Annotated in this window: 29 protein-coding genes and 1 tRNA gene; 15 read left to right on the forward strand and 15 right to left on the reverse strand. The window is 51.5% G+C overall.

The window, feature by feature from the left end; all coding sequences use genetic code 11:
• Positions 1-48 precede the first annotated feature (48 nt).
• The 4 genes from DW350_RS02400 to DW350_RS02415 form a co-directional block, all read right to left on the reverse strand.
• Positions 49-1,569 (reverse strand): methyl-accepting chemotaxis protein, encoded by a 1,521-nt coding sequence (locus tag DW350_RS02400; protein WP_192954781.1) that lies wholly within the window; start codon positions 1,567-1,569, stop codon positions 49-51.
• An 85-nt stretch (positions 1,570-1,654) separates the two neighbouring features.
• Positions 1,655-2,341 carry a hypothetical protein gene (locus tag DW350_RS02405; RefSeq protein ID WP_115717324.1) on the reverse strand — a complete coding sequence of 229 codons (687 nt, stop codon included), beginning with the start codon at positions 2,339-2,341 and terminating at the stop codon, positions 1,655-1,657.
• Between the two features lie 63 nt (positions 2,342-2,404).
• Positions 2,405-3,577 carry a M56 family metallopeptidase gene (locus DW350_RS02410; protein ID WP_115717325.1) on the reverse strand — a complete coding sequence of 391 codons (1,173 nt, stop codon included), beginning with the start codon at positions 3,575-3,577 and terminating at the stop codon, positions 2,405-2,407.
• The gene (locus DW350_RS02415) at positions 3,570-3,944 is read right to left on the reverse strand and encodes a BlaI/MecI/CopY family transcriptional regulator (protein WP_115717326.1); all 375 of its coding nucleotides are present in this window, start codon (positions 3,942-3,944) and stop codon (positions 3,570-3,572) included. The genes DW350_RS02410 and DW350_RS02415 overlap by 8 nt, the downstream gene beginning before the upstream one ends.
• 192 nt (positions 3,945-4,136) lie before the next feature.
• On the opposite strand from DW350_RS02415, the gene DW350_RS02420 reads away from it, so the two are divergent.
• Positions 4,137-5,294 (forward strand): trans-sulfuration enzyme family protein, encoded by a 1,158-nt coding sequence (locus tag DW350_RS02420; RefSeq protein ID WP_115717327.1) that lies wholly within the window; start codon positions 4,137-4,139, stop codon positions 5,292-5,294.
• Between the two features lie 28 nt (positions 5,295-5,322).
• Here the strand turns inward: DW350_RS02420 and DW350_RS02425 are convergent, their stop codons facing one another.
• The 3 genes from DW350_RS02425 to DW350_RS02435 all read right to left on the reverse strand — a co-directional run bounded on the left by DW350_RS02425 (position 5,323) and on the right by DW350_RS02435 (position 7,295).
• Positions 5,323-6,117, reverse strand: coding sequence for a 5'-nucleotidase, lipoprotein e(P4) family (locus tag DW350_RS02425; protein WP_115717328.1), 795 nt, complete (start codon positions 6,115-6,117; stop codon positions 5,323-5,325).
• A gap of 129 nt (positions 6,118-6,246) precedes the next feature.
• Positions 6,247-6,666, reverse strand: a complete 420-nt coding sequence (locus DW350_RS02430; protein ID WP_115717329.1) for an organic hydroperoxide resistance protein — start codon at positions 6,664-6,666, stop codon at positions 6,247-6,249.
• A 179-nt stretch (positions 6,667-6,845) separates the two neighbouring features.
• The gene (locus DW350_RS02435) at positions 6,846-7,295 is read right to left on the reverse strand and encodes a MarR family winged helix-turn-helix transcriptional regulator (protein ID WP_115717330.1); all 450 of its coding nucleotides are present in this window, start codon (positions 7,293-7,295) and stop codon (positions 6,846-6,848) included.
• 240 nt (positions 7,296-7,535) lie between these two features.
• On the opposite strand from DW350_RS02435, the gene DW350_RS02440 reads away from it, so the two are divergent.
• Positions 7,536-7,892: a DUF3192 domain-containing protein gene (locus tag DW350_RS02440; RefSeq protein WP_115717331.1), complete on the forward strand. Its 357-nt coding sequence runs from the start codon at positions 7,536-7,538 to the stop codon at positions 7,890-7,892.
• A 12-nt stretch (positions 7,893-7,904) separates the two neighbouring features.
• On the forward strand, positions 7,905-8,171 hold the full coding sequence (locus tag DW350_RS02445; RefSeq protein ID WP_115717332.1) for a hypothetical protein: 267 nt from the start codon (positions 7,905-7,907) through the stop codon (positions 8,169-8,171).
• Positions 8,172-8,195: 24 nt separating this feature from the next.
• Here the strand turns inward: DW350_RS02445 and DW350_RS02450 are convergent, their stop codons facing one another.
• Positions 8,196-8,993, reverse strand: a complete 798-nt coding sequence (locus tag DW350_RS02450; protein WP_115717333.1) for an SDR family oxidoreductase — start codon at positions 8,991-8,993, stop codon at positions 8,196-8,198.
• A gap of 114 nt (positions 8,994-9,107) precedes the next feature.
• On the opposite strand from DW350_RS02450, the gene DW350_RS02455 reads away from it, so the two are divergent.
• Positions 9,108-9,181 (forward strand) — tRNA-Gly (locus DW350_RS02455).
• A 121-nt stretch (positions 9,182-9,302) separates the two neighbouring features.
• Here the strand turns inward: DW350_RS02455 and DW350_RS02460 are convergent.
• Positions 9,303-9,593, reverse strand: a complete 291-nt coding sequence (locus tag DW350_RS02460) for a PAAR domain-containing protein (RefSeq protein ID WP_115717334.1) — start codon at positions 9,591-9,593, stop codon at positions 9,303-9,305.
• Positions 9,594-9,801: 208 nt separating this feature from the next.
• On the opposite strand from DW350_RS02460, the gene zntR reads away from it, so the two are divergent.
• Positions 9,802-10,215, forward strand: a complete 414-nt coding sequence (gene zntR, locus DW350_RS02465; protein ID WP_115717335.1) for a Zn(2+)-responsive transcriptional regulator — start codon at positions 9,802-9,804, stop codon at positions 10,213-10,215.
• A gap of 363 nt (positions 10,216-10,578) precedes the next feature.
• Positions 10,579-11,403 carry an HDOD domain-containing protein gene (locus tag DW350_RS02470; RefSeq protein ID WP_115717336.1) on the forward strand — a complete coding sequence of 275 codons (825 nt, stop codon included), beginning with the start codon at positions 10,579-10,581 and terminating at the stop codon, positions 11,401-11,403.
• 39 nt (positions 11,404-11,442) lie between these two features.
• Here DW350_RS02470 and DW350_RS02475 read toward each other — a convergent pair whose 3' ends face one another.
• Both DW350_RS02475 and cutA read right to left on the reverse strand, forming a co-directional pair.
• Positions 11,443-13,200 carry a protein-disulfide reductase DsbD gene (locus DW350_RS02475; protein ID WP_192954782.1) on the reverse strand — a complete coding sequence of 586 codons (1,758 nt, stop codon included), beginning with the start codon at positions 13,198-13,200 and terminating at the stop codon, positions 11,443-11,445.
• Positions 13,193-13,513, reverse strand: coding sequence for a divalent-cation tolerance protein CutA (gene cutA / locus DW350_RS02480; protein ID WP_115717337.1), 321 nt, complete (start codon positions 13,511-13,513; stop codon positions 13,193-13,195). Before cutA ends, DW350_RS02475 begins: the two co-directional genes overlap by 8 nt.
• Positions 13,514-13,647: 134 nt before the next feature.
• On the opposite strand from cutA, the gene DW350_RS02485 reads away from it, so the two are divergent.
• From DW350_RS02485 to DW350_RS02520, 8 genes are all read left to right on the forward strand, one after another.
• Positions 13,648-14,106, forward strand: coding sequence for an FxsA family protein (locus tag DW350_RS02485; RefSeq protein ID WP_115717338.1), 459 nt, complete (start codon positions 13,648-13,650; stop codon positions 14,104-14,106).
• A gap of 123 nt (positions 14,107-14,229) precedes the next feature.
• Positions 14,230-14,523 carry a co-chaperone GroES gene (locus DW350_RS02490; RefSeq protein ID WP_115717339.1) on the forward strand — a complete coding sequence of 98 codons (294 nt, stop codon included), beginning with the start codon at positions 14,230-14,232 and terminating at the stop codon, positions 14,521-14,523.
• Between the two features lie 37 nt (positions 14,524-14,560).
• Positions 14,561-16,204: a chaperonin GroEL gene (groL, locus tag DW350_RS02495; RefSeq protein WP_115717340.1), complete on the forward strand. Its 1,644-nt coding sequence runs from the start codon at positions 14,561-14,563 to the stop codon at positions 16,202-16,204.
• A gap of 199 nt (positions 16,205-16,403) precedes the next feature.
• Complete coding sequence (locus DW350_RS02500; protein WP_115717341.1) at positions 16,404-17,774, forward strand: hypothetical protein; 1,371 nt, start codon at positions 16,404-16,406, stop codon at positions 17,772-17,774.
• Between the two features lie 265 nt (positions 17,775-18,039).
• On the forward strand, positions 18,040-18,339 hold the full coding sequence (locus DW350_RS02505; protein ID WP_115717342.1) for a DUF6482 family protein: 300 nt from the start codon (positions 18,040-18,042) through the stop codon (positions 18,337-18,339).
• A gap of 63 nt (positions 18,340-18,402) precedes the next feature.
• Positions 18,403-19,857 carry a dGTPase gene (gene dgt / locus DW350_RS02510; protein ID WP_115717343.1) on the forward strand — a complete coding sequence of 485 codons (1,455 nt, stop codon included), beginning with the start codon at positions 18,403-18,405 and terminating at the stop codon, positions 19,855-19,857.
• A 26-nt stretch (positions 19,858-19,883) separates the two neighbouring features.
• Entirely contained in the window at positions 19,884-20,171 is a 288-nt protein-coding gene (locus DW350_RS02515) for a YciI family protein (protein ID WP_115717344.1), read from the forward strand.
• Positions 20,172-20,350: 179 nt separating this feature from the next.
• Positions 20,351-20,887, forward strand: a complete 537-nt coding sequence (locus tag DW350_RS02520; protein WP_115717345.1) for a YaeQ family protein — start codon at positions 20,351-20,353, stop codon at positions 20,885-20,887.
• 48 nt (positions 20,888-20,935) lie between these two features.
• On the opposite strand, the gene DW350_RS02525 is transcribed toward DW350_RS02520, so the two are convergent.
• The 3 genes from DW350_RS02525 to DW350_RS02535 form a co-directional block, all read right to left on the reverse strand.
• Positions 20,936-23,125, reverse strand: coding sequence for a TonB-dependent hemoglobin/transferrin/lactoferrin family receptor (locus tag DW350_RS02525; RefSeq protein WP_192954783.1), 2,190 nt, complete (start codon positions 23,123-23,125; stop codon positions 20,936-20,938).
• A 178-nt stretch (positions 23,126-23,303) separates the two neighbouring features.
• The gene (locus DW350_RS02530; RefSeq protein ID WP_115717347.1) at positions 23,304-23,651 is read right to left on the reverse strand and encodes a DUF2750 domain-containing protein; all 348 of its coding nucleotides are present in this window, start codon (positions 23,649-23,651) and stop codon (positions 23,304-23,306) included.
• Positions 23,652-23,824: 173 nt separating this feature from the next.
• Positions 23,825-24,199 carry a COG4315 family predicted lipoprotein gene (locus tag DW350_RS02535; protein WP_115717348.1) on the reverse strand — a complete coding sequence of 125 codons (375 nt, stop codon included), beginning with the start codon at positions 24,197-24,199 and terminating at the stop codon, positions 23,825-23,827.
• Between the two features lie 346 nt (positions 24,200-24,545).
• On the opposite strand from DW350_RS02535, the gene DW350_RS02540 reads away from it, so the two are divergent.
• Positions 24,546-25,304 (forward strand): SDR family NAD(P)-dependent oxidoreductase, encoded by a 759-nt coding sequence (locus tag DW350_RS02540; protein WP_115717349.1) that lies wholly within the window; start codon positions 24,546-24,548, stop codon positions 25,302-25,304.
• Here DW350_RS02540 and DW350_RS02545 read toward each other — a convergent pair.
• Positions 25,301-26,203, reverse strand: coding sequence for a LysR family transcriptional regulator (locus tag DW350_RS02545; protein WP_115717350.1), 903 nt, complete (start codon positions 26,201-26,203; stop codon positions 25,301-25,303). The genes DW350_RS02540 and DW350_RS02545 overlap by 4 nt on opposite strands.
• Positions 26,204-26,245 lie beyond the last annotated feature (42 nt).

Raw genomic sequence — 26,245 nt, forward strand, 5'->3', positions numbered from 1 at the left:
GCTCCCTTAACCGGTGGGTACACAGTTGTTTGCTAAGCGGTTTTATCTTTAATTGCTGTGGTAACCAATGCGAAAACCGCCCCAGTGGCGGCCACGCACGTAAATTGGCACTGAAATGTCGTGCATCACTTCACCGGTATCCCGCTTGTAGGTTTGCAGTAAGAAAGGTTCGGTATGGCTGCCGCAGCGCTTGCCGGTTCTGTCGTCAAAGATGCGCTTGGTTCTGTTACCGGCCACGTCCTTTTTCGGATCGCCGGTCAGCGGCTGGCTAAATTTTTTGTTGTGGGTTGGAAAGTAGCCATTAATGTCCACCGCACCGGCAAAAATGGCGCCCTCCAGCTTGGCCAACAGCGGTTCTTGAATGCTTGGAAAAAGCTGGTCGGTGAGTTTGTCGAAGGAGCTTGAGTACTTTTGTGGCTGCGTGTTGGCAATCGGCTGGTATTTAAAGCTAAAGAGTTGCTGCTCGGTGATCTTACCCTCGCCAATGGCCTTGTCTAAGGTGTCGGCAATGGCTTGGGCACCTTGTTCGGCGGCGCTGACCATAGTGCTGTGCCTGTCATTGACTAGGCCGTGGCGAAGGGCAACGAAAATACCTTCGGTGTGCCCACTGAGCTCCAGAATACGTAATGAGGCTTCACCAATGGCGTGCTCTATTGCCCCCATCGACTGGTGCAGATCTTCCACATTGCCACTAATGCCGCTATTGGCATGTTGAAAGTCGTTTTGCAGTTGCGCCATGTGCTGAGAACTTTGCCGGGCGTTATCCATCAGGGCATTGACCTGCTGTAACTGACCATTAGCGTCGGCAATGAGTTCGGTCATGGTGGCGTCAACATCCATCAACGCATCCATGGCCTGGGTTACGCCCAGGGTTTGCTCGACCATGGCCCCCAGCAGTTTGTCGATATTTTGCGTCGATTCCCGGGTTTGTTGTGCCAGGCGGCGCACTTCATCTGCCACAACGGCGAAGCCGCGCCCTTGCTCGCCAGCCCGGGCCGCTTCAATGGCTGCATTGAGCGCCAGCATGTTGGTTTGTTCTGCAACTTGTTCTATCGCCTGGGTAATGCCCTTAATGGAATCCGATTGCTGCCTGAGTTGGTCAACTTGTTGCTGAGCCACCGACAGCTTTTGGTATTGCTGCTTGCGGGCGTCATTCAAGCGCTGCATTTGTTGCTGGCCAAGGGTTGAAGCGTGGGCGGCATTATCTACCTGCTTTAAGGTGTCGCTGGCACCTTGTTCCATGGCCGTTGCCGAGGTTTCAAGGCTCTCAACCCGGTTTAAAATTTCAGACACTTGGCTGTTTTGTTGGCCAAGGTGACTTTTTATGCCGTCAACAAAATGCGAGGCATTGGCCGACTCAATGGCAATTTGCGTAGTGGCCTTAGTGATTTTTACCGGGTCAATGCTGGGTAAAGGCGTTACAGCATCGGTGGCAGCCTTTTTTGGCCAACTAAAGGCCGCCACTAACACCGCGCCTAATAATGCGGTAACCCATGGCTGCGCTAACCACCAATGACAGCCACCCAGTAAAAGTGCCGCTGCTGTGACTTTGCCTAGCAACTGCCCCATAGCTTCCCCCATTTTTTGGCGTTTTTATCTTTAGACATTAGCCAAAAATGACTCAGGCGGCTGGCTTTGGCAGGGAAATATTCTCTTAGTTACTAAGTGCTTGGCGAAGGTAAAACTGACAGCGTTCTGGCCAGGCTGATAGGGTGTTCGCTGTTTCTTTAAGGGTAACTTCCTGCTGTTGGCTGCTGATAAAAAGCTGGCGGCTAAAGGTAAAGCGGATGGTTTTATCATCGTAGAAAAGGGTAAGAGCCTCGCCCTGTTGCTGCCAGTCGCCCCGGATAGGAGCGGGAAATTGGCCACTAAGCTGCCAATGGCCGTTATTGGCTAAGGTCAGTACATACTGGCCGCTGCAATCACGGCTGTGATAGCGATAGCCGGTTAAGGCTGGCGCACTTTTGGTGGTGCTGTCAGGCTCAAACAAGTAAAGGCCGATGTGTTTTGGCGAGTAGAAATGGTTGCCAAGGTGGCGGTGATAGACCAACACCAAGGGTTGGCCAAGTTTGGCAAGTACTTGGCGCAGCGGCGCAATGTCGTGCTCGGCGTCTTTACCGGGGCCAGCCACCAGCACGGTTTGGCTCGTGGCGGTGGGTACAGAGCCGTGCAACACTGTGGTTTTAAAGCCCTTTTTATGAAGCGCATTCAGCGTTTGGCTGAGATAGGGCGCAGAGGTTGCCACGGGGTAGATAAGCACCTCGCTTTTCACTGCGCAGCCGCAGAAAAACGGCAGCCAAAGCATGGCCAGCAGGCTTTTTTCATCCTGACATCTCTTCATTGTGAACAAAAAAGAAGGCAGCGCTTAGCGCTGCCTTTGTGGTTAGCGGCTAGCAACCATTTGCTAGGGACGGGCGTTGGCGGACGTGGTTTTGGCGTCCTTATCCATGGCAAATTCCAGTTTCACCTGCACGTTTTTTTGGCCTGTAGCACTGGGTTTGTAGTGCCATTTAGCAATGGCTCTGAGGGCGGACTTATCGAAAACGCCATTCGGCTCTGATTGCACAACTCTAGGGTTTGCCACCAGGCCCTCTGGGGTGATGTCCATGTTGATCACCACAAAACCGGTGGTGCCGTTTTTCGCTGCTTTCACCGGGTAGCGAGGTTGTTCCTTTTGGATGGGCTCGGAGCTATTGTCTTGTGCCGCCAGGGCGACGCCGCCGCTGAGCACCAGGCCAAACAAGGCAACCACAGCCTTATGCCAACGGGGGGCGAAGGTGATTTTTTGAAGCTGTATCAGTCGTTCCATCATGCTGTCCTTATCGATGTAGTTGAGTAAAGTGGGGCCCTGATAGTGGCGGCCCTCGAGGCTTTTCAGTAAGGCTTTGCCATAAGCCAGACGTGTTGCTTTCCCTGAGTTGGCCAATACCGCTTGGTCGCAGGCCAGTTCTTGGTCTCGCCGGTAGCGCCGGTAGGCAAGCCAGCAAAGCGGGTTAAACCAAAACAGCAGTAATACGGCGAGCGCTAGCAGGTTCCACCACAGGTCGCCGCGCTGCCAGTGACAGAGCTCGTGGCTGAGTATTAAACGCTGTTCGGCTGGGCTGTAGCGCTTTTGAAAATCAGCAGGCAATAGCAAACGGGTAGGGAAAGGCCCGCTAAGCAGTGGGCTGCTTAACCCTTCACAGCTCAGAACGCTTAAGCTTTTGGGAAGAGGTATTTCGGTGGTAACAAAGCTGACAAGGTGGCTTTTTGCAAAGCGCCAATGACTTACAAGACCAACGGCGGCCAGCAGCGTAAAGCCCAAGCCCCAGAGTGCTAGCCAGGGAAAGTGGAACGGTGTGGGAAAAGCCTCTCCCAAGTGCTGGCTGCCTTGTATCCAATAGTGCTGAAGATGCGCCGTGGGCAGTGTTGTAAACAAAGAAGCTAACTGGCACACCCCCAAAGTGGCCGGGGCAACCAGCCATAGCCGGTAACGGCTGACCGCACCGCTAAAGCGCTGTAGTACCGGCCCGGCCAGCAGTAGTGCTGCCAGTACCAGACTAAGCGGCAGACTTTGTGTGAGCAGCCAATTAGTCATGGTCTTGCTCCCATTTCTCAATCAGTTGCTTGAGCGAATTGATATCGTCGCGGCTCAGCTCTTTGGTTTTGGCAAAGCCAGCAACCAGGGGGCTAAGGCGACCATCGAACAACTTATCCAGTAGCCCCTTACTTTGCTGCTGCACATAATGCTGGCGGTCAATGAGGGGGTAATAAAGATAGCGGCGCTGCTCTTTATCAAAACCCACACATTGCTTTTTAACCAGGCGGTTTAGCAGGGTTTTTACCGTTTTTTCGTGCCAGCTTTTCGCTTGGTTTAATCGCTCAACCACCTCATTGGCAGAGGCCGGTGACGCTTCCCAAAGCGCTTCTAACACTTCAAATTCGGTGTCGGTGATCTTGTCCATTTGCACCTCGATTACATTTGTAATTTATTTATTGATTACACTTGTAATTGAATGATGCAAGTCTTTTTTCAAGAAGGCTACACGTCTTGGTGGCTTCGTTAGCTTGGCGACTGCGCAGATAATCTTGGCTAAATCCAGAAAACACGGTGTGTCTGGGCTGGTGCTGCCTGGCTGTGCCATGAGAGAAAAGCCATGAAATTTAAAACCCTGAGTGTCCATGCTGGCCAGCAACCTGACCCCCATACCGGTGCCTTGACCACAGCGGTAGTGCAGAGCAGTACCTTCAGTTACTTTAGCGCCGAGGAAGGTCGTGCCCGTTTTGCTGGCCAAAATCCCGGTTTTATTTACAGCCGCTTTGCCAACCCGACAACCGCTGAGTTAGAAGCAAAACTTGCGGTGTTGGAAGGGGCGCAAAGCGCCATGGTGCTGGCCTCAGGTATGGCGGCGGTGTCATCCATTCTTTATGCCTTGCTCGACAGTGGTGACGAGGTGGCTTTTGTTGACCCGCTCTACGGTGGTACCGATGCCTTTTTACAGCAAACCCTGGTGCGCGCCGGTATTAAGGTCCGCCGCTATAGCTCCGATGAGGCGCTGCTGAACAACATCAGTGCCAATACCAAATTGGTGCTGTTTGAAACGCTAACCAACCCCAACCTCAAAGTCACCGATCCGCGTAAGGTGGTGCAGGCCGCCAAAAAGGTTGGCGCCATTAGCGTTTGCGATAACACCTTTTTGACCCCGTACTTACTGCAGCCGTTAGCGCTGGGCATTGATTTGGTGATGCACAGCGCCACCAAATATCTTGGTGGCCACGGCGATATCATTGCCGGTGTGGTGGCGGGGGGCGAAGCGTTAATGGCTAAGGTGCGCACCGTTGCCCTTAAACACATTGGTTCACCTATTGGGCCGCAGGAAGCCTACCTGTTACAGCGGGGCGTGAAGACGCTGGCGCTTCGCATGCAAGCGCATTTGAGTAATGCCGAGCAAGTGGCGATGTTTTTAAGCAGCCACCCGGCTGTCAGTAAGGTGATTTACCCAGGGCTTGCCAGCGATCCTGGCCATGCCGTTCTTACGCAAATTAGCCGCGGTTTTGGCGGCATGATAAGCCTTGAACTGGCAGGCGGCTTCGAGCGTTGTGCTGACTTTCTTGATAAATTACAACTCTTTACGCAAGCGGTGAGCCTTGGCGATTTAGAAAGTTTGGCTTGCCATCCGGCCAGTACCACCCATGCAGCAATGAGCGAGCAGGCCAGACAAGATGCCGGCGTTAATGACAACTTGGTGCGCCTGAGTATCGGTGTTGAAGACGCCGACGACCTGATAGCCGATTTAGCCCAGGCCTTGGCCTAAAAAAAGCCCGCCAAATGGCGGGCTTTTTTTATTTGCCGTCCCAGGCTTTTAGGTTTTGCTGGCGCAGCTTTTCCTTACCGGCATCATCAAGTTGGTAGTAACCCTTGCCAAGGCCGGGCTCCCAGTCACCGTAAGACGGATTTGGCAGCAGGATAAACTGGCTACCAAAGGCGTTTTTATTGCTATTAACGGCCTTGTTACGCTGGGCGTTCAGTTCATGGTAGGTGCCCAGCACGGGGAAGTCGTTGAGGTTGTCTCCCATCAGCAGCACCACGTGGTAACCGTCTTTTTGAATCGATTCAAGGCGCGGCGCTTTGTCGGAAGTGGTGCTTTTTAAGCGCAGGGTATTTTTACTGACGTTGGGAAAGCCGTCTTTTTTAAGGTTACTAGCGGTTGCCTCGAAGGTGCGGTCTGAACGGTTAGAAACATAGAACATGGTGCCGCCGTGCTCGGTAACGTAATTGGCAAATTCAACAGCGCCAGGCAGGGCGGCGGTTTGAATGCTGTTGACCCACTTATCCCAGCTTTTGGCACCGTAATTTTGCTGGTGCTTGATTTGCCAGCCAGCATAAGGGCTGTTGTTGAGCACGGTTTCATCCAGGTCAACCATCACCGCCAGTTTGCCCGGTTGGGTTTTGCTGGCATTGTCAAAGGCGAGCTTAGCCATGTTGAAGGCTTGGTAGCAAAGCGCACGGTATTCGCCGGAATGTTGCATCCACAGCACCGCTTGGGTGTTTTCTGCGTGCAGATTTACTGGCGCGGTTTTCGCGTAAACCGCAGTGGTGGCCAAGAGTAAGGGCAAGGCCAGAAGGCGCAATTTCATAAATCCTCGTTGTGCTTGTTTTTTATCAATCGAGGGTCATTTTACGAAAGAGTGGCCGTTTTAACAGGCCTTGCCTTACAACAATAAAAAACCCCGCCTGGTGGCGGGGTTTAGCAATGCGGCGACGGCTTACACTGCAACGTGCAGGCGCACCTCAATGTTGCCACGGGTGGCGTTAGAGTAGGGGCAAACTTGGTGCGCTTTGGCAACTAAGTCTTCAGCGGTGTCTTGGTCCATGCCGGGCAGGGACACGTAGAGGTCAACTTCTAGACCGAAACCACCGTCAACAGGGCCAATGCCGACTTCGGCGCGGATGTTGAAATCAGCAGGAACCGCAATTTTTTGTTTGCTAGCAACCAGTTTGGTGGCGCCAATAAAGCAAGCTGAATAGCCAGCTGCGAATAATTGTTCAGGGTTAGTACCGTTGCCACCAGCGCCACCCAGTTCTTTCGGGGTGGTTAATTTTACGTCTAAAACGCCGTCAGAGCTTTTTGAGCTGCCATCACGGCCGCCAGTGGAAGTTGCAACTGCTGTGTAAAGTGCTTTCATGATGAATTCCTCGTTAGTGTGTTTGGCTTGCAAATTAATTTATCGCAATAAATATAATCGCGATACATATATTTGTCGATAGCGGCTAACGATTTTTTCGATGTGTCTGTTAGGGGTAGCAAAATAGAATCAAAAAAGCCCTCACAGTGAGGGCTTTTTTCATAAAGAGCTCAGTTAGGTTACAGCTGCTGTTGAATGGCGCCGCGAAGCTCTTCTAATTGGCCTTTCAGGGTGCCTAAATGTTCTACGTCCATGCCTGAGGCGCACAAGATACGTTCCGGTAATGTCTCTGCTTTTTGCTGCAGGTTTTTACCCTGCTCTGTTAAAAAGAGTTCAACCTTACGCTCGTCCTGGCTGCTACGGCGGCGTTCTAAAAGCCCTTGTGCTTCCAGGCGTTTTATAACCGGGCTGAGGGCGCCCAAGTCCTGCATCAGCTTTTTGCCTAAGGCGGTAGAGGTAATACCGTCGGTTTCCCACAACACCAACATAATCAAATACTGTGGGTAGGTCAGATCAAGTTCCTGCAGCATTGGCTTATAGAGCTTGCTCATGGTCAGTGAAGCCGAATAAAGGGCAAAGCAAAGCTGGTTTTCCAACTTCAACTGTTCGCAAACCTGTTTTTCCTTCATTGGGACCTCTGAGCATGACAATGGGGGCAAGTCTACCCCAATTGTCCAATATATGCTGTTTGCTATTCACAATAGCGGTAATCGAAGAATCCTTAGGCGGTCAATTTCGCCAATGGTTGGCGAAATTGATAACGCCAGACCGTGCCTCTAATCAGTATTTCTATATTTAACAGCCAGTTACATTTATGGCAAAGGCTTTGCATTTGTAACGACAACTTTCAGTAATACGGATATCACAACATGAAACTGCGTACTTTCCGCCCGCTGATTGCGGCGGTGATGCTGTTGCCGCTGGCGGGCTGTTTGGTCATCTCTGATCGCGATCACGACTATGATAAACAGGATCATCAAAGCATTGAGCACCGCAATCGTGACGCCATTGCTGGCCTTGCAACAGGTGTCAGCTCAACAATGGTGATTGAAAAGTTGGGCACTCCTGACTTTGATGACCAGCTCACCGACGGCCACCGCGTTTTGTTTTATCGTACTCAGCGTAAGCATTCTGACGGCATGACCACTCGCGATGAATGTACGCCGCTGATCTTTAGTGACGGTAAGCTGGTGGGGTGGGGCCAGTTGGCCTTGGACAAACTGTAAAAGGAGTGAGTGATGGAAAGCCAACGTTGGGTTTTTCTGTTCATATTGGGCTTGGTCGCCTTGGGTATTGCCCGGCGCTATTTTTGTGGGCGGCTACGATTACAAGAACAAAAGGTGGCGGCTTCTCTTAGCCAAAACGGCGCTGATACCCAGGCGATGAAGGCGCAAATTGCCCAAATGGAAGAGCGTATTCGGGCTTTGGAGGCCATCGTTACCGACGAGGGCTATCAGCTGTCGCAAAAAATCAGCGCCTTGGATAGTCAGTCTAAAGCCTCATAAAAAAGGCACCTAAAGGTGCCTTTTTTATCTTGGGCTACCGAGCAGTTTGGCGATGTTGTCCATGGCGTAGCTAACGCCTGCCAACGACCAGCCACCATCGACCGGTAGCACCACGCCGCTAATATAACTTGCCAGTGGCGATGCTAAAAACAGCGCCGCATTGGCTAAATCTTCCGGGCTACCGTTGCGTTTCAATGGCACTGAACCTTCCACCATCGACATTAATTCCGGTGTCGGTGCCAGGCGAGCCATGCCTTCGGTACCGGCGATAGGGCCGGGTACCAATGAGTTAACACGAATGCCCTCTGGACCCCATTCCATGGCAAGGGTGCGCGTTATCATGTCAACGCCGGCTTTAGCGGCGCAAACATGGGCCTGCAATGCCATGGGCACATAGGCTTGAGGTGCGGAAATATTGATGATGCATCCGGGCCTGGCTAAATGCGGGTAGGCCCCTTTCATGACGTTATAGGTGCCTTGCAAGTCGATATCCACCACGGCTTTAAAACCATTGGCCGATAAGTCTTTAGCCGCCGCCGGAAAGTTACCGGCAGCGCCGCTGATAAGCACATCGATGGGTTGGTCAAAAGCCGCTTTGGCCTTGGCTAAAACATCCGCAACGGCATCGGCGTCACGAACATCAACACTGAACCCCAAGGCGTTTGGGCCAAGACTGGCAACGGCAGCATCTACCTTGTCCTGGCTTCTACTGGCAACCGCTACCCGGGCACCGGCACTGGCAAAACCTTGGGCAATGCCAAGGTTGATTCCACTGGTGCCGCCCATCACAAAAACGGCTTTGGTGGTGAAATCGAATGACATGGAATAATCCTCACTCCAACAAGTCATACCAGTTTAACGGCCAGTACGAGTTCTAACCAGTTACTCTTTCAGGTCTTTTTTTGTGGCTAAAAATCCCTATAATCAAGCTCCACTGCGGGTGTAGTTCAATGGTAGAACGGCAGCTTCCCAAGCTGCATACGAGGGTTCGATTCCCTTCACCCGCTCCATTCTTGCCACACTGGCAAATGTTTTCTGGTGCCAATCAGCCCTGCAATCGTTTTACAGAACGCCAATAGCTTGGTGTTACTGCTCGCTTGATATTTTTCGCAGCATGCTGTGGCATGAGGCTCAGCCACCAATCAGCACCGTCGGGTTTCCCACTACAATAGCGCCGCCATGGTCAGTGCTGTCGCCCATTCGCGCCGCTTTCTTGCCATTGATGAGCACCGTTCCCGAGCCACTTTTTACTTTGTCGGGGGGGCCGACACATACCAAAGTGTCGCCAACACGAGCTGCTGGCAGAGAACCAATAAGAACATTACCCGAACCGGTTACGATGGGGCCGCCAACGTGCGGAACCGTACCAGTGGTTTTCGGGCAAACATGCATGTGTGTGATGGTTGCGGCTGGTTTTCCCATTTTCGATGTCCTTTTCTCGCGGGCTAAAAGCTGATTGTCCTCATCAGCGGATAAATTTGTCACCTTTTGTTCGATTTGACTTGTTAAAGAGTCTGTTAGTCTCTTTTTAAAAGCGTATCTTAGGCAAAGCTTGGATGTGCGAAAAATGCACTAACGGAATGAGTAAACATGGATATGCCTCATGCAGGCAGTAACGCGAGGTAAAACGATGAAGATCGGTGAGCTGGCACAGGCAACAGGGGTAACGGTAGATACCTTACGTTTTTGGGAGAAGCAGGGGCTGTTAGAAGCCAAACGTGGTGAAAATAGCTATCGCTATTACGATGACAGCTCCGTCAACACCCTGCATTTTATTCTATCGATGAAGTCGCTGGGCTTTTCGCTTGAAGATATTCGTGAGTTATTGGATATCCGGGTCGACATCGACAGCCACACTTGCGGCGAAGTAAAAGCAGTGGTGGATGCCCATTTAGAGCAGGTTCAGACCCGTCTTGTTGAGTTACAGCGTATTCAAAGCGCCCTCTTTTCACTAAGCAATGCGTGTTGTGGCGGGCCAGAAGGGGCCACACATTGCAGTATTTTGGACGCATTAGACAGTCAGCTACCGGTGCCTTCCCGCTAAATTGCTAAAGATTCTCTGGCGTTAGCGACTTTTCTGTAGTGCATGTGACTTATGTAGCGATAATGTGGGTTATCGCCTTGGCTCTGTAATTGTAGGGCGTTATTATCCGGGGTAAGGAAGCGGTACGTTGGCTGGCCAGTCTGCGTATGACGGACTTGTATTTATGCCATATTGGCGCAGGGTCTTGCTCAGGAACGGCATTTTATCAAACTTGAGTCGTTAAAATGCCTTTTGCATTTGCTGCGGCAAAGATTAGGGTCATGCGGTTAACCAATAAAGCAGGACGAGCCTGCCCTTTAATTGAAGTACCGGCTCATTGATGCGTATTGCCGCTATGGGAGACCCAAGGGAGTTGGAGCCTGAATGTCAAAAAAATCCTTAGAACAGTTTTTCTCACGTCCCCAGAATTTGCCCCAGATCCCACAAGTGGTGAAGGATCTTATTGCCACTTTTAATGATCCCGACACCGACGTGCGTACTGTTGCTGGCAAGATTGGCAAAGATGCCGTGATCACCGCAAAAACCTTGCGTCTTGCCAACTCTGCCCGTTATGGGCGGTCTCGTCAGATAGCAACGGTGAACGAAGCCTCTGTCCGGTTAGGGCTGGATGTACTGCGGAACATGGTGTTGGCAGCCGGACTTGTGGATATGTACCCAACGGTGCCGCATTTTGATCTTAAAGGTTTCTGGCAACAGTCCTTTCATGTGGGTGAGTTGTGCCGGGTTTTGGCATCAAAATCAGATTGCGACAGTGAGCTGAGCTTTACCTGCGGCATGCTGCACAACATTGGTGAGCTTATCATTCATGCGGCCGAACCAGATTTGGCTGCAGAACTTGATGAACGGGTGTCAGCCGGTGAAGCCAGGGCCTACGCCGAACATGCGGTGCTGGGTTTTACCTACGCTGAAGTGGGCGCTGAGCTGTCCAGCCGCTGGTTGTTCCCGGATGTGATTCAACTGGCCATTCGTAACCAACGGGTGCCGTTGCTGGCCGAGCCGTTCAGTCAGTATGCCGCGCTGGTGTATATGGCGGCCTATCTGGAACGTTTGGATGTTGCCGGTGAAGACACGCCGGTAGATTGGCCATTGCAGCTGGCGATTAAGCTCAATATCGATTGGAGCTTTGCTTTGGAAGCCAAGCAAAAGGTCAAAGCCGAAGGTTCTGCTTACTCAATGTTGCTTGATTAAGTGACATTGAAAGAAAAAGCCGCCCGCAGGCGGCTTTTTTTATGGCTGTAATTGGTCAAGCGTTTTTAAAAACTGGGCCGGTTTTTGAAAGCCGGTGACCCTTAGCGATTTTATCTCATTGCCATTTTTGTCAAAAAACAGCAGCGTAGGCAGACCCAGTATTTGAAAGTGATCAAGCATCGCCACCTGCTCGCTGGTGCTTTCGGTAACATCGGTTTGCAATAGCTGCATCTTGGCAAATCGCGCCTTAACCGCCGCGTCTGAGAAGGTGTATTTCTCAAACTCCTTACAGGCAACACACCAGTCGGCATAGAAATCGACCATTACCGGTTTGCCGGTGGCTGCGGCAGCGGCGATGGCGGTTTTCATTTCTGCCAAGTTTCTTACCTTCTTAAACTGGCCGGCAGCACTGCTTTTAGCAACTGCAGCGCTGCTGCTTTGGCTGGGGAATAAGGTTTGATAACCCAGCATGGCGCCACTAAAGAGCCCTAAGAAAATCACCAACGTACGCAGGCCTTTAAAGAAGCCGTTGCCGGTGCTGCTATTGGCTTGTGCCAGAAAAGCAAAAGTGGCCAGCAGCCACAGGGCCCAAGCCAGCATGGCCCAGTTGTCAGGGACTAATCTTCCCAGCAGCAATACCGGTACCGCCAACAAAATAAAGCCAAATAAATGCTTGATGGTCTCCATCCAGGCGCCCGCTTTTGGCAGCCATTTGCTGCCGGTGGAGCCAATGATCATCAAAGGCAGCCCCATCCCTAACGACAAGGCATAGAGTGCCAGCGCGCCCACTAATAAGTGGCCATTTTGTGCCACATAAAGTAGGGCGCCGGTGAGCGGCGCTGTGGTACATGGGCTGGCCACTAAGCCGGAGATCACCCCCATCAGCAGCACGCCAAGCACAGAACCGGCTTTTTGCTTGTTGGATAGGGCGTTGAGCTTTTCCTGAAAACGGGGGGGCAGTTGCAGGTTGATGCCGGTGAACATTACCACCGCCAGCGCGATAAACAGTATCGACAGGCCAATCAATACTGCCGGCTGCTGAAAGGCCGCTTGGGCTTGGGCGCCAAGACTGGCCACCACCAACCCCAGGGCGGTATAGGTAACGGCCATGCCTTGCACATAGATAAAAGACAGCCAGACTGCCCGGCCGGTGGTAAGGCTTTTACCGGCACCGGCAATCAAACTGGTCAAGATGGGGTACATCGGAAAAACACAGGGCGTGAAGGCGATTAAAATGCCGGCCCCAAAAAAGGCTAACAGCGTTAACGCCAAGTTTGAGCCAGCCAGCATACTGGCTAACTTATCTTGTTCGCTGACAAAACCTTTGCCGCCAGTGGTGTTGGCCTTTGGCGGGTCTATCGGCACGGTTTTTCGGGTTGGCGGATAACACAGGCCAGCTTCGGCGCAGCCTTGGTATCTAACCACCACACTGGCACCGGAGTTAATGGCACTCAAGGGCACCTTAAATTGCACGCTGTGATGATAAACTTCTGATTTTCCGAAAAATTCGTCGTGGTGCTCCTGGCCCTTCGGAAAGGTGATTTTGCCAAGGGTTACGCCTTTGGCACTGACATCGAAGCGATGTTTATAAAGGTAATAGCCATCAGCAATTTGCCAGCTCACCAGCAGTTGGTTGTTTTGTTGCTGGAAGTTAAAAGAAAAGGCCTGGTCTTCGGGTAAAAACTGCGGCTTTTGTGCTTGGCCCAGGCTCTGTTGGCTGCTGGGTAATGGAATGCCTCCTGCCTGCGCAAGTAACGGCAAAGCTACCAATAGCAGTAGCCAGAAACGCTTAATCATGGGTCACCTCGGCCAACCAGTTTAAATAGTCTGCTGACCCTTTTTCCACCGCCAGGGCAATGATTTCCGGCGTATCGTAAGGATGATGCTTTAAGATGGCGGCTTCCAGCGCGGCATAGCGCTCCGCGGTGGTCTTAATTACCAGCTGCAACTCGCTGTCTTCACAAAGTGCTCCTTGCCATAAGTAAAGTGAACGCACCGCTGGTATGACATTGATACACCCGGCCAAATGTTCGGTAAGCAGGTGCTTACTTAAGGTTGTGGCTGTGTCGTTATCGGGGCAGGTGCAAAGCACCACCAGCGCCTTTGGCATTCAGTTCTCCTTGTAGTTAGCCGCGTTACCTTAACCTGTTGCCGTTGGCGGCAAAAGCCAACAATTATTGATAATGGCTTGAAAATGGACCAAGGCGTCCCCAATTTTCTTTCAAGCCCTTTTAAGGAGGCCTCATGTTCGGCCGACTCTTTCTGCTTTTTCTGATAGTGCCTTTTATCGAGATCACCTTATTGATCAAGCTAGGCGGCATTATCGGTGTGGTACCCACCGTCGCTCTGATGATCATTACCGCCGTGGTGGGGGCCAAGTTGGTACGCCAGGCCGGTTTTGCCACCTGGACCCAAGCCCAGCAGCGCATGGCCAATGGCGAAATGCCCGGCCAGCAAATTTGTGAAGGTTTGGTGTTATTGATTGCCGGCGTCTTGTTGATGACCCCGGGCCTACTGACTGATATCGCCGGTATCGTGCTGCTGCTGCCTAATGTGCGGCGAAAGTTGGCGGCGCAATTAGGCAAACGCATGGTGGTGCAAACCGTGGGTGGCGCCCAGGGCCCATTTAATGGTGGCGGCCAAGAGCCGCCACATTACCGCCAGAACCACACCATTGATGGTGAGTTTGAGCGTAAAGACTAAAAAATTTTCATCGCCCTCTTGGAAAGCCTGTAAAGGCGCCCCATATAGGGAGCAACAACGATTTGGGCCATGACGGCCCCTTTATATAAAACGTTCAGACTTAAACGTTTAGGAGACTTTCAGATGAAACTGCGTCCGTTACATGACCGCGTCATCGTCAAGCGCATTGAAGTTGAAGCCAAATCCGCTGGCGGTATCGTACTGACTGGCTCTGCTGCTGAAAAATCTACTCGCGGCGAAGTGCTGGCAGTAGGTCAGGGCCGAGTACTGGATAACGGGGAAGTAAAACCCCTGGATGTGAAAGTAGGCGACAAGGTTATTTTCAACGATGGCTACGGTGTTAAAGCCGAGAAGCTCGACGGCGAAGAAGTGCTGATCATGAGCGAAGCCGACATCCTGGCGATTGTCGAAGGTTAATCAACCGGTTCAACCCGTTTTTTAGAGGATTTAGAAAATGGCAGCAAAAGACGTCAAATTTGGTAATGACGCCCGCACCAAAATGCTCAAGGGTGTAAACATCCTGGCTGACGCGGTAAAAGTTACACTCGGCCCTAAAGGCCGCAACGTGGTTCTGGACAAGTCGTTCGGTGCCCCTCTTATCACCAAAGACGGTGTGTCTGTCGCCAAAGAAATCGAGCTTGAAGACAAGTTCGAAAACATGGGCGCGCAAATGGTTAAGGAAGTTGCTTCCAAAGCCAATGACGAAGCCGGTGACGGTACCACCACTGCCACCGTACTGGCGCAAGCCATTGTTAACGAAGGCCTCAAAGCCGTTGCCGCTGGCATGAACCCTATGGACTTGAAACGCGGTATCGACAAAGCCGTTATCAAAGCCGTAGAAGAACTCAAAGCCCTGTCTGTGCCTTGCTCTGACTCCAAAGCCATTGCCCAGGTAGGTACTATCTCTGCTAACGCCGATGAAACCATCGGTAACATCCTGGCCGAAGCCATGGATAAAGTGGGCAAAGAAGGCGTTATCACCGTTGAAGAAGGCCAAGGCCTGCAAGACGAGCTGGACGTTGTTGAAGGCATGCAGTTTGACCGCGGTTACCTGTCTCCTTACTTCATCAACAACCCTGACAACGGCAGCGTAGAGCTGGACAGTCCCTTCATTCTGTTGGTTGACAAAAAAATCTCCAACATCCGTGAAATGCTGCCAACCCTCGAAGGCGTTGCCAAGTCTGGCAAACCGCTGCTGGTTATCGCCGAAGACGTAGAAGGCGAAGCCCTGGCTACCTTGGTTGTTAACACCATGCGCGGCATCGTTAAAGTTGCTGCGGTTAAAGCCCCAGGCTTTGGCGACCGTCGTAAAGCCATGCTGCAAGACATCGCTATTTTGACCGGTGGTACCGTTATCTCTGAAGAGATTGGTATGGAACTGGAAAAAGCCGGCCTTGAAGAGCTGGGCCAAGCCAAGCGTGTGGTTATCACCAAAGACGAAACTACTATCATCGACGGTATTGGTGAAGCGGCTGCTATCGACGCTCGCGTTAAGCAAATCCGTGCCCAAATCGAAGAATCTTCTTCTGATTACGACAAAGAAAAACTGCAAGAGCGCGTAGCCAAACTGGCTGGCGGTGTTGCCGTTATCAAAGTCGGTGCCGCTACCGAAGTGGAAATGAAAGAGAAGAAAGCCCGCGTTGAAGATGCCCTGCACGCTACCCGCGCTGCTGTGGAAGAAGGCGTAGTACCTGGTGGTGGTGTTGCCCTGGTGCGTGTTGCTTCTAAAGTAACCGACCTGACCGGTGACAACGAAGACCAAAACCACGGTATTAAAATCGCCCTGCGTGCGATGGAAGCGCCGCTGCGCCAAATCGTCTCTAACGCGGGTGGTGAAGCCTCTGTTATCGCTGCCAAAATCAAAGAAGGCACCGCCAACTTTGGTTACAACGCCGGTAACGATACCTACGGCGACATGCTGGAAATGGGCATCCTTGACCCAACCAAAGTTACCCGTAGCGCCCTGCAGTTTGCCTCTTCTGTGGCCGGTCTGATGATCACCACCGAAGCCATGGTTACTGACAAGCCAGCGAAAAATGACGCCCCTGCCGCAGCCCCAGATATGGGCGGCATGGGTGGTATGGGCGGCATGATGTAAATCACCCCCGTGCAAAAAACCCCGCTTCGGCGGGGTTTTTTATTGTTTATTAGTCGAGGCGCTAATCTGCTACAGGCTTATACCCCTTATATTTTTTGCTATAAAAAGCCTTTAAGGTCAAAAAAATGGCAAAAAATATAAAGGCAAATTAGTAAGTGTGTTAATTTTCACTGCCTTCTGTAGTTAAAGGAATGATGTAGTGAAAAGGGAAGTATTTCTGTTGGCTTTAACGCTTTTTCTTAGTGCTTGTGGTGGTGGTGGTGATTCGGCTACTTCTGGCTCAGCTGACACCGGTGCCTCAGGTGATTCATCCAGTGATACCGGTGACTCGGGGGATACAACTACAACCGGTAAGCCACTTATTCTCGATACCCTTATTCAAGGTGCCTGCTATAACAGAACTGCTTTTAGCGGCGCGACTGTCGTTGCGCAAGACAGCACCGGCGCCGTGATAGAGCAGTATCAAACCGACAGTGATGGCCACCTTGATGTTACTGTTCCTGATGAAACAAGCAGCGTTTCGGTTGTTATGTCCACTGAGTCCGACGGAAACACCTCACTTAATATCAAAACCTATCTGGACTTTCCCGGTGGCGATCTAGGTAATTTTATTGTCTCTGAATATGACCCTGGTGCTGACTGCGGTTGTAGTAGTTATGGTTTTGATATTCAGAGCTTATTGACCAACGATGCAGGGGCTACCTTAAAGCTCGGCGCAACCGCTATTGCCTTGGTTTCAGGTCAAAGCAGTACTGTTACTGTGGAGCATTGTGCCGACGAAGGTGATGACTTTGATATGCAACTCATTGCTGCTGATGGTACTAGCGCCAAGGCGGCGGTCATAGATATCAGTAAGGTAAATTCAGTCACAACCCTAACTGACAGTAGCTTTGACGCGACAGGTTTGGCAGTCGACATTGATAATAGCGATGAGAATGTGACTTACGAAGCTAAAGCATGGCTATCGGATGGTTGGCAATTGAGAAATAGTGGTGCCAACACCCCGCTCTTTATTTATCCGGATGCCGCCGATAATAGTGCCGTATTGGCTTATTACGATTGGAATGGCTCGCTCAATAATTATCAATACCAAGGTGAAGTTGGTTATAAGGATAATGTTGAGAATGACGATCCTACTGTTTCCTCGACTCTGCCTGGGACTGATAACCAAGCACTATTGGATACCGCCTCTGCATTTATCGATGCTTTAGATAACGGCCGTATTAATAATAGTAGTTACGATTTGTCAGATGTTGATATGCGTATGAACAACATGAGTATCTTCATGGTAGGAATGGCTACCAATGTTTCTGTAAGTTGGGATATTGAAGGGCCCGTTTCAGGTACTATTCCTACGTTGCAGTTTCCGGATGATATAGAAAGTCAATTATCGACAGTGAACTATAAGGGCTATGAGTTTGAGTTGACATTATTTGGCTTTGATGAATCTCTTAGCTGGGCCGACTATCTTAGCGAACGTATTGAGCAAACGCGGACACCGAGCCTTATTGCAACGGATAGCCGTTTTGCGCATTATCGATTTATGGGGCTTTATGGAACTCCCCAGTAATAAAAAAACCCTGCTTCGGCGGGGTTTTTTATTGTTTGCACCATTCTCATAACGCCTATTATGGGAACTGCTTTTTCCCTTTCTAAAGAGCCTTTTATCTGTGGTCAGGGGCGCGGACCGCTACAGATGTTGCTAGCCATGGCCGTTTGCAATTAACACCGGTCATTAAACCCTTAACCTGTCTTTAGATAGTCATTATTTGTGCATAAGCTGAGCGTAGATAAGGCTAAAAGCGTGGGGCAGCGTGGGGGAGAAGGTGCAACTGATGTTGGTCGCAGAGTTTGAATCGGCTTTAGACAATGGTTTTAAACCGCCCTTAGAAATCGTCGCAACGGAGATGGTGATTTTTCTGGTGCGCGTGCGCATTGGCGAGCAACTGCTGTGGCTAAAGGAGAACGATGGCAGCCTGCTGCGTTTTACCTCCTCCCAGCAGGCGTGCCGCTGGCTGTGGGACCGCGGGGTGCGCGAAGCCACCTTGGTCACGCAAGGCTATTGGGATGCCGAAGTCGGTGGTGGCTCTGATCCTGGCATTCGCCACCCTCTGCTTTTTAAAGAGCGGCCATAAAACCGCCATTTTCGCCAGCCTCTTGATAAGGTAGGGTGAGCTAAAAAGCCGCATTGGGGTTTTATGATTGATTTTACTAATAAACTCTCCACAACCCGCTTTTATGACGTCGACAGCGATCAAGTGAATCACGGCCGTAAGCCGGCCTTGTCGCAATACGAAAGTGACCGTGGCCGCATCATCAATTCGGCAGCGGTGCGCCGCTTGCAACAAAAGACCCAGGTCTTTCCCCTTGAGCGCAACTCGGCGGTACGCAGCCGTTTAACCCACTCCTTGGAAGTGCAGCAAGTTGGCCGCTTTATCGTCCAAACCATTTTTAAAAAGCTTGGTAAAGATGCCACTGCCAATTACGGCCTGCAGGGCTTAGAGCGCCACTTGGAAAGCTTGGTAGAAATGGCCTGCTTGATGCACGACATCGGTAATCCGCCCTTTGGGCATTTCGGTGAACAGGCTATCAACGACTGGTTTAAAAAGAACCTTGATAGCAGTTTGCCGACGACCGATGGCAAACCACTGCTGTTAAGCGGCGCTCTGGTTCGCGACCTTTGCGGCTTTGAAGGTAATGCCCAGGGCATTCGCTTGGTGCATAGCCTTTTGAATTTGAACCTTACCTTCACCCAAATCGCCGGCATCCTTAAATACACCCGCTGCGGTACCGAGCCTAAGCCCGAGGCGAATTATCTTCAGAAAAAAGTAGGCTTTTATTTCAGCGAAGCCGCCTTTGTCGGCCAGCTTTGCCAGCATTTGCAAATGGGGGCAGGCTGTCGTCACCCGGTGTCTTACATCATGGAAGCGGCGGACGACATTTCCTACTGCATTGCAGATTTAGAAGACGCGGTGGAAAAGGGGATTTTAGATCTCGACAAGTTAATTGCCGCCTTTACCGAGGAGTTTCAAAGCCTTTGCGCTGAATACCGTTTATCGATGGATTGGCCAGAGGCCTATCAGCTGCCCAGCAAATTAGTAAAGGCGCAGAATAAGGCTCAGCGTTTTGATGCCATTGGTACCGGCCAGTTCTTTATCGACTTTCGGCTGATGGTGCTGCACCCCTTGGTGGACTATGCGGCTGAGCGTTTTATTGAGCATATCGACGCTGTCTATCACGGCCAATTCAACCAAGCCCTCTTGGAAGACAGCAGCTATGCCCATGCTGTGGCGCAGAGTCTAAAGAATGTCGCTTTTAAATATGCCTTCTGCGACAAGGAAGTGGAGGCCAGAGAGCTGCAAGGCTACCGGGTTATTGCTGGGCTTTTGGATATTTACCAGCCGTTATTAAGCAAATCTCGCCAGCAATTTGACCGGATCATGACCCAGCACAAAGACGCGCCGCTGCTGGAGAAGCGATTATTTAAAAAGTTGTCCGGGAAGCATATCCACGCCTACAACAAAGCGGTTGTTGGCCAAGATGATGCTACCGAGTTTTATTATCGCTGCCGGCTTTTACAAGATTACATCAGTGGCATGACCGACCAATTCGCATATGACGAATACCGGGCCTTGATGGTCAGTGATAAATAGCCGCCGCTACTGCTGGAGCTTACCTCATGTTTATTTTATCGCTGACATACCAAAAACCGCTGGCAGAGGTAGACCAGTTTGTTGATGCCCATCGCGCTTGGCTAAAAGCGGGTTATAAAAGAGGCTTTGTGCTGGCTTCTGGCCCGAAAAAGCCGCGCGATGGTGGGGTGATCCTCTGCCGGTTAGTAGATAGAGAGGCGGTTGAGGCGTTCTACCACAACGACCCTTTTTTTAAAGAAGGTATCGCCCAATATGAGGTGATGGAATTTAGTGCCAATATGGCCGGCCTTGGCCTGAATGCCTTATTGGACTAAGGGCTAACCTTCGGCTTTGGCCCGCGAAAACAGGCGCTTTATGCCGCCCTTTTTACAAAGAAGCCCTGATTGCCACGCTCAGGGCTTTTTCGTTCTCAAGGGGCCAAAATGCTTTACAACACTAGACAGCACCACGCCATTACCGGACACTGCGCCTTTTCACGGTTGGGAAAGCGGTTATGGCGTTAGGTGCCACCATCTATAAAGCACAGGTCAATATCAGTGACCTAGAGCGTCATTACTACGGCGACCATGCCTTAACCCTGGCCTGCCATCCCTCAGAAACCGAGCTGCGGCTGATGGTGCGGTTACTGACTTTTATTGCCTATGCTGATGAAAACCTCTCTTTTACCAAAGGGCTTTCGACCGACGACGAGCCCGACCTTTGGTTAAAAGCCGCTGATGGCCGTATTTTGCTATGGATTGAGCTGGGTGAGCCCAGCGTAAAACGCATTAAACAGGGCCTGTCTCGCAGCGAAAGGGTATTGGTATGCAGCTATGGTGCCCGCAGCGCCGAGCAATGGTGGAAGCAGTTTGGCGATGAAATCAAAGGCTTGAAGCGGCTTGAGGTGTTGAATCTGGGCTTTGAACAGCTGCCACGCCTAGAAGCGTTTGCCCAGCGTAATATGACCCTGAGCGCGACGTTTATGGAAGGTGCTTGGTTACTGACTGACGGTGAGCGTTCCGACGAGTTTCATTTTGAACGCTGGCTGTAATGATAAAAAAGCCCGCCGTAAGGCGGGCTTTTTTATCGCTCAAAACAGTTAAAAGCTGAGCTTAAAATTCACCCTAACGTTGCGGCCGGGTTGGCTATAACGGTCAAGGTTGGTACTGCTGTCGCTGAGGGTGCGAATTTGGTTCCAAAGCCAGTATTTTTTGTCCAACAGGTTAAAGACACCCACTGACAACTTCAGGTTAGCCATCGGTTTGTAGTAAGCCGTGGTATCGAGCACCGTAAAGCTGGGGGTGGCCAGCCACTGGCTGCTGCTGGTGATGTCGCTTTGGCGTTTAGCGGCGGTCCAGGTGGCGTGTAGGCTGCTACCCCAATCACTGCCGGGAGCGTCGTATTGTACGCCCGCCACTATGGTCATCGGTGAGATACTGTCTAGCGGCATGTTCTTGGTAACGTTGCCACTGGCATCTTCATAACTGCTGTAGCTGCCATCGGCGTAGGCAGCCGATGCACTTAGCACAATGCCACGGGTTAACTGACTGCTCAGCACCGATGCCAATTCCAGCTCGCCACTGAGCTCCACCCCTTTAATTTCCACACCGTTGAGGTTCACAGTTGTAAATTCCCCAGTGGGATATTCAGTGCTGGCACCCAATGAATATTGCTGCTGGATGAAATTGCGGTATTTATTGTCGTAGACCGCCAGTTGCGCATAGCCGTAGCGCCCAGCCATGCGCAGCCCTAGCTCGGCGAAGGTGCTTTCTTCCGGTTTGAGATTAGGGTTGGGTTTGATGAGGTAGCCATAGCTATAGCTGCCAAAACTGCCGGAATGCTCGTAGTAGTAGTAGAGGTTTTCAAAGCTCGGTGCCCGAAAGCCGCTGCCATAACGGGCGTACAGCGAATAGACATCGGTCAGCGCCCAGTTCATGCCAAGCTGCGCTGTTAACTTATTGCTTTTATTGGTGCCCCAGTCGGTGGTGACATACTGATCGGCGTCGGCATTGTAGCGGTAGTTGTCGTAACGCAACGCCGGTAGCAGGGTGAAGCTGTCCGTTAGCTGCCAGCTGTCAGACAGATACAAGCCGTAATTATCGCCGGTGGCGTTGGGTGAAAAACGGCTGGTGGTGGTAGTGCCCGAGGCGGTTTCGTGCACCAGATTTTGGTATTTTTGGTAGCGGTAGTTAAGGCCGTAACTCAGCAGATGGTTGCCAAGCTGTTTGCTTAAATCGACTTTCCCTTGCCAGCCTTTTTGCGCATACAAGCGGTTGTATTGGTTGCTGCTAGACGGATTAAGGGTATAGCTCTTGGTGCGGGTCTTTTGGTAATCAACTTGCCATTGCAGTTGGTCGTAAAAGGCGGTTGCCGAGGTACTGACCTGGTAAAGGCCTAAATGGTTGCGGGTAACATCATCTTGCTGAATTTCTGGTTCGTCTGAGCTGCTTTCGGAATAAAGGTCGAAGTCTGACTGGTACTCATAGTGTTCGGCGGTTACACCGAACGCATTTTGGCTGTTGGCATACCAGATAAGTTTGCCTAGCACGTTGTCAGACTGGGTATCACCGGGGTCAACGGCGCCGCGGCTTGAGCCACTGATATCACTGCCGCCACCGTGATTTTCTGTTTCTTGGCCATCGCGGTGGGTATAAATAAGCAACGACTCCACCGCGCCAGTGCGGTTGGCTAGGGTGCCACTTTCGGTGTATTGCTCCGAGTCGCTGCGATAACCGCCTTCCAGGCCGAGGTAGCTGTCGTTACCGTTGCTATCAAGAAAGTCCGCCGGATCTTTGGTTTTAAATGCCACCACACCCCCTAATGCACCGGAGCCCGCGCTAACATCGCCGCCTTTGACAATTTGCATTTGCGATAGCGCGTCAACATCCAAGGTGTTGCGGCCGGCATTTAAGTAGGTGCTTGAGGTTGGGGTATAGGTGTCGGCCATTTCCACGCCGTCTACCAGCACTTTGACCCTATCTCCATCCAAGCCACGAATATTGATGGTGCCAATACCACCGCCACCGCGACTGTTGGGGGTAACGGTTACGCCTGGCTCATAACGCAATACATCACTTAAGTCGGTACTTAGGGTGCGGCTTATTTGCTGGGCGTTGATGGTGGTAACGGCAGTGTCGGGCTTGGCAAGCTGTGCCTTTTGTCCTTGCACCAAAATGTGTTCCAGACCATCGCTTGTCTGGGGGGCTTGGTTGCTGGCCTGTTCGGTAGCCAAGGCTTGGCTGACGGCTAAACTCAGCGCGAAGAGTGCAAACCGTGGGGGGACTTTCATTGCGTGCATTTCCCTGTATTTGGCAAAGTGCAGGCAAGATTACCAATTATTAAATGAGAATCAATATCATTTAATAATTATTCTCATTTGTTATCCCAGTATGGGCTGTTTGTCTTCTTCTGGTCACAAAAAAGCCCTGCTTTTGACAGGGCTCTTGGGATGCATGCTAAACAGCCGCTTATTGCTGGGCCAGCAACGACTCGGCCAAGTCGCCAGGTTCGACTTCCAGGCCTTCAAGGTCGTCGTTCCAGTCGGGGCCAACCAAAATGTCGTCTTCAGCAAGGTTTGGCAGCCACAGTTCAACAAAGTCTGCCAAGCTGACACGTTCTGCTTGGTAGTCATCCCATTGCTCCACACAATGGCGCTGGGCTTCGGCCTTGGAAGACCAGAACGGCATAACTTCGGTGTCTTCAAATTCCGCAGAGTCGCAGATCACCCAGCCTTCTTCGCAGCTCAGGCTCCACAGTTCGCCTGTTTCCTGAATGCGGGCAAGGAAGGTGTCGTAGCTTTTTTGCCATTGGGTCATGGGAGCTGATCCTTTAATGGTGGGACCGCGACATTATCACCTTTATTTGCCGGCCGCGCCCGATTATTTTACGGCCACTCTCTGGCAGCAAGGCTCTGCGCCACCCAAAAAGATAAAGAACAGCTGCAAAAAAACCGGAACAGGGTTCCGGTTTTTGATGCATAAAGCCAGGTTTAAGGGTGAACCAAGTGCCATTTACCACCCTTGCCGTCACCACTGACATCACCAGGCTTTTTGTCTTTTACCCAGTAATAAAGTGGCCAACCTTTATAAGCCCACTGCATAGAGCCGTCTTGGCGTTTGATAACGCTGTAATCACCCTCAGCCATAGCGCCCGCTTTGGCCATTAACGGTGGCCATTTTTCGGCGCACTTACCGTTACAGTTGCTGATGCCTTTTTTATCTTTATCAAAGGTATAGAGTGTCATTCCCTTGGCGTCAGTCAACACTTTACCTTTGGCTGAGTCATGGGTCATAACCGGCACGGCGGCCATGGCCAGCATCGGGGATAAGACCAGGGTTGCGGCCAGTGTGGTTAGCAGTTTCATACCATCTCCTTGTGGTGGACGACATAGTCCAACGCGATTGCATTGTGCTGTCGGCAAGCTATACGGCAAGGTTGCAGAAAATGGATGACAACCAGCCCTACCAGGGGCATTTAAGTGCGCTTTTTGATGAAAATAAGCGGCGATAATCGCCTATTAAAAGCGATATTTTTCAAATAACTAGTTTCTTCCTGTCTGATTTTTAAACACATTGACTGTTGCGCTGCCATTTTATCTTTCCCTGTTGGCGATGATTACGGCACTGGCAATTTAGTCTTGTAATTGGCGAAATAATAATTGCTGTAGGCTGGTCGCGTTGATGAAAAACCTCACACACGCGGAGATAAAAATGATTGATTATCAACTCAGTAATAAAAAAGCCATGGTGACCGGCGGCGCTTCGGGTATTGGTCTGGCTTGTGCTGAGGCGCTGGCGGCCAGCGGCGCCGCTATTGCCCTTTGGGACCTCTCTCAAGACGCCCTTGATACTGCTAAAGCGAAATTGGCTCAATACGATGTGCCCTGTATTACCGTCATTGCTGATGTCAGCGATCCGGCGTCTGTGGATGCTGCCATGCAAGCGACTGTTGCGGGGCTGGGTGGCCTCGACATCGCCGTGAACAATGCCGGTATTGGTGGCGCTGCTGCCAAGTCTGGTGATTACCCCATCGACAGCTGGGATAAGGTGATCGCCGTTAACCTCAGTGGGGTTTTCTATTGCCAGCGCGCAGCCCTGCAAGTGATGACCAAGCAAAAATCCGGCAGCATCATCAATATGGCGTCGGTGTTGGGGCAAGTAGGTATTGCCTTGTCGTCGGCTTACGTTGCCGCAAAACACGGCGTGGTAGGGATGACCAAGTCCGCCGCATTAGAACATGCCGAAGATGGCGTGCGCATTAACTCGGTGGGGCCGGCATTTATTCATACGCCACTGGTGGATAAAACCCTGTCGCCAGAGGCGCAAGACTTTTTGGCGAGCAAGCATGCCATGGGCCGGCTTGGCCAACCGCAAGAAATTGGCCAGTTGGTGGCTTGGTTGGCCAGTGACGCCGCCTCGTTTGCAACCGGTACTTATTACGCTGTTGATGGCGGCTATCTCGCCAGCTAAATAACCACCTCCGACGCTTGCAACAGTGCCGCTAACCAATCCACAAAGTGCTTTACCCTGCTACTGTGATGGCGTTTTTGCGGGTACAAGATGGCTAGCGGCATGGCGTTGGGGGGAAAGTCGGCCAGCACTTCGGTGAGCTGGCCGTTTTGGATCTGCGCTTTCACGTCGTAAAGGGGCGCTTGCACTAAACCAAACCCTGCCAAGGCTGCCGCCATGTAGGCGTCAGCGCCGTTAGTCACTAACGGATGCGCCAGCATCACCTCTTCATATTTGCCATTTACCTTAAATTCCAAGGCTTCAATACGGCCGCTTGAGGGCAGGGCATAACCCACCATTTGCTGCCCAGCCAAGGCTTTGGGGTGCTGTGGCGTGCCAAATTGGGCTAAATAGGCGGGGCTTGCCAGGGTAACCAGCGGCATTTTCCCGAGCCGTTTGGCAATCAGGCTGCTGTCTTGCAGCTCGCCCGCCCGCAGCACTGCATCAACGCCTTCTTTAACAAGGTCGATGGGTTTATCGGAAATGCTCAAATGCAATTGGATGTCGGGATAGCGCTGATGAAAGTCACTGAGGGCTGGCACCACCACTAGCCTTGCCAGGCGGCTGGGTAAATCAATACGCAATAAGCCCCCCACGCTTTCTTGAGGCCCGAACAGGTTTTCCAGTTCATCCCACTCTGCCAGCAGTTGCCGCGCCTTGGCCAAAAACAACTCGCCTTCGTTAGTCAGGCTGACCTGCCGGGTGGTACGCAGCAGTAGCTGGGTTTGAATTTGCCCTTCCAGGCGCTGAATAGCTTGTGTCACCGTCGAGCGCGGCAAGTTTAAGCTGGCGGCCGCCTGGGTAAAACTGCGGCTTTCACTGACCCGCTGAAAAATGGCTAAGGTACGCAGTCTGTCCATATTGTTCGTAAATCCCAAACAGTAAAACTGTATTGAGTGTAT

It is taken from the genome of Gallaecimonas mangrovi (assembly GCF_003367375.1).
GTDB classification, from domain to species: domain Bacteria; phylum Pseudomonadota; class Gammaproteobacteria; order Enterobacterales; family Gallaecimonadaceae; genus Gallaecimonas; species Gallaecimonas mangrovi.

What these genes read in the sequence shown, in the direction of transcription:
- DW350_RS02400 (WP_192954781.1), bottom strand. Translation starts at nt 1,569, where the DNA reads ATGGGGCAGTTGCTAGGCAAAGTCACAGCAGCGGCACTTTTACTGGGT.
- DW350_RS02405 (WP_115717324.1), bottom strand. Translation starts at nt 2,341, where the DNA reads ATGAAGAGATGTCAGGATGAAAAAAGCCTGCTGGCCATGCTTTGGCTG.
- DW350_RS02410 (WP_115717325.1), bottom strand. Translation starts at nt 3,577, where the DNA reads ATGACTAATTGGCTGCTCACACAAAGTCTGCCGCTTAGTCTGGTACTG.
- DW350_RS02415 (WP_115717326.1), bottom strand. Translation starts at nt 3,944, where the DNA reads ATGGACAAGATCACCGACACCGAATTTGAAGTGTTAGAAGCGCTTTGG.
- DW350_RS02420 (WP_115717327.1), top strand. Translation starts at nt 4,137, where the DNA reads ATGAAATTTAAAACCCTGAGTGTCCATGCTGGCCAGCAACCTGACCCC.
- DW350_RS02425 (WP_115717328.1), bottom strand. Translation starts at nt 6,117, where the DNA reads ATGAAATTGCGCCTTCTGGCCTTGCCCTTACTCTTGGCCACCACTGCG.
- DW350_RS02430 (WP_115717329.1), bottom strand. Translation starts at nt 6,666, where the DNA reads ATGAAAGCACTTTACACAGCAGTTGCAACTTCCACTGGCGGCCGTGAT.
- DW350_RS02435 (WP_115717330.1), bottom strand. Translation starts at nt 7,295, where the DNA reads ATGAAGGAAAAACAGGTTTGCGAACAGTTGAAGTTGGAAAACCAGCTT.
- DW350_RS02440 (WP_115717331.1), top strand. Translation starts at nt 7,536, where the DNA reads ATGAAACTGCGTACTTTCCGCCCGCTGATTGCGGCGGTGATGCTGTTG.
- DW350_RS02445 (WP_115717332.1), top strand. Translation starts at nt 7,905, where the DNA reads ATGGAAAGCCAACGTTGGGTTTTTCTGTTCATATTGGGCTTGGTCGCC.
- DW350_RS02450 (WP_115717333.1), bottom strand. Translation starts at nt 8,993, where the DNA reads ATGTCATTCGATTTCACCACCAAAGCCGTTTTTGTGATGGGCGGCACC.
- DW350_RS02460 (WP_115717334.1), bottom strand. Translation starts at nt 9,593, where the DNA reads ATGGGAAAACCAGCCGCAACCATCACACACATGCATGTTTGCCCGAAA.
- zntR (WP_115717335.1), top strand. Translation starts at nt 9,802, where the DNA reads ATGAAGATCGGTGAGCTGGCACAGGCAACAGGGGTAACGGTAGATACC.
- DW350_RS02470 (WP_115717336.1), top strand. Translation starts at nt 10,579, where the DNA reads ATGTCAAAAAAATCCTTAGAACAGTTTTTCTCACGTCCCCAGAATTTG.
- DW350_RS02475 (WP_192954782.1), bottom strand. Translation starts at nt 13,200, where the DNA reads ATGATTAAGCGTTTCTGGCTACTGCTATTGGTAGCTTTGCCGTTACTT.
- cutA (WP_115717337.1), bottom strand. Translation starts at nt 13,513, where the DNA reads ATGCCAAAGGCGCTGGTGGTGCTTTGCACCTGCCCCGATAACGACACA.
- DW350_RS02485 (WP_115717338.1), top strand. Translation starts at nt 13,648, where the DNA reads ATGTTCGGCCGACTCTTTCTGCTTTTTCTGATAGTGCCTTTTATCGAG.
- DW350_RS02490 (WP_115717339.1), top strand. Translation starts at nt 14,230, where the DNA reads ATGAAACTGCGTCCGTTACATGACCGCGTCATCGTCAAGCGCATTGAA.
- groL (WP_115717340.1), top strand. Translation starts at nt 14,561, where the DNA reads ATGGCAGCAAAAGACGTCAAATTTGGTAATGACGCCCGCACCAAAATG.
- DW350_RS02505 (WP_115717342.1), top strand. Translation starts at nt 18,040, where the DNA reads ATGTTGGTCGCAGAGTTTGAATCGGCTTTAGACAATGGTTTTAAACCG.
- dgt (WP_115717343.1), top strand. Translation starts at nt 18,403, where the DNA reads ATGATTGATTTTACTAATAAACTCTCCACAACCCGCTTTTATGACGTC.
- DW350_RS02515 (WP_115717344.1), top strand. Translation starts at nt 19,884, where the DNA reads ATGTTTATTTTATCGCTGACATACCAAAAACCGCTGGCAGAGGTAGAC.
- DW350_RS02520 (WP_115717345.1), top strand. Translation starts at nt 20,351, where the DNA reads ATGGCGTTAGGTGCCACCATCTATAAAGCACAGGTCAATATCAGTGAC.
- DW350_RS02525 (WP_192954783.1), bottom strand. Translation starts at nt 23,125, where the DNA reads ATGAAAGTCCCCCCACGGTTTGCACTCTTCGCGCTGAGTTTAGCCGTC.
- DW350_RS02530 (WP_115717347.1), bottom strand. Translation starts at nt 23,651, where the DNA reads ATGACCCAATGGCAAAAAAGCTACGACACCTTCCTTGCCCGCATTCAG.
- DW350_RS02535 (WP_115717348.1), bottom strand. Translation starts at nt 24,199, where the DNA reads ATGAAACTGCTAACCACACTGGCCGCAACCCTGGTCTTATCCCCGATG.
- DW350_RS02540 (WP_115717349.1), top strand. Translation starts at nt 24,546, where the DNA reads ATGATTGATTATCAACTCAGTAATAAAAAAGCCATGGTGACCGGCGGC.
- DW350_RS02545 (WP_115717350.1), bottom strand. Translation starts at nt 26,203, where the DNA reads ATGGACAGACTGCGTACCTTAGCCATTTTTCAGCGGGTCAGTGAAAGC.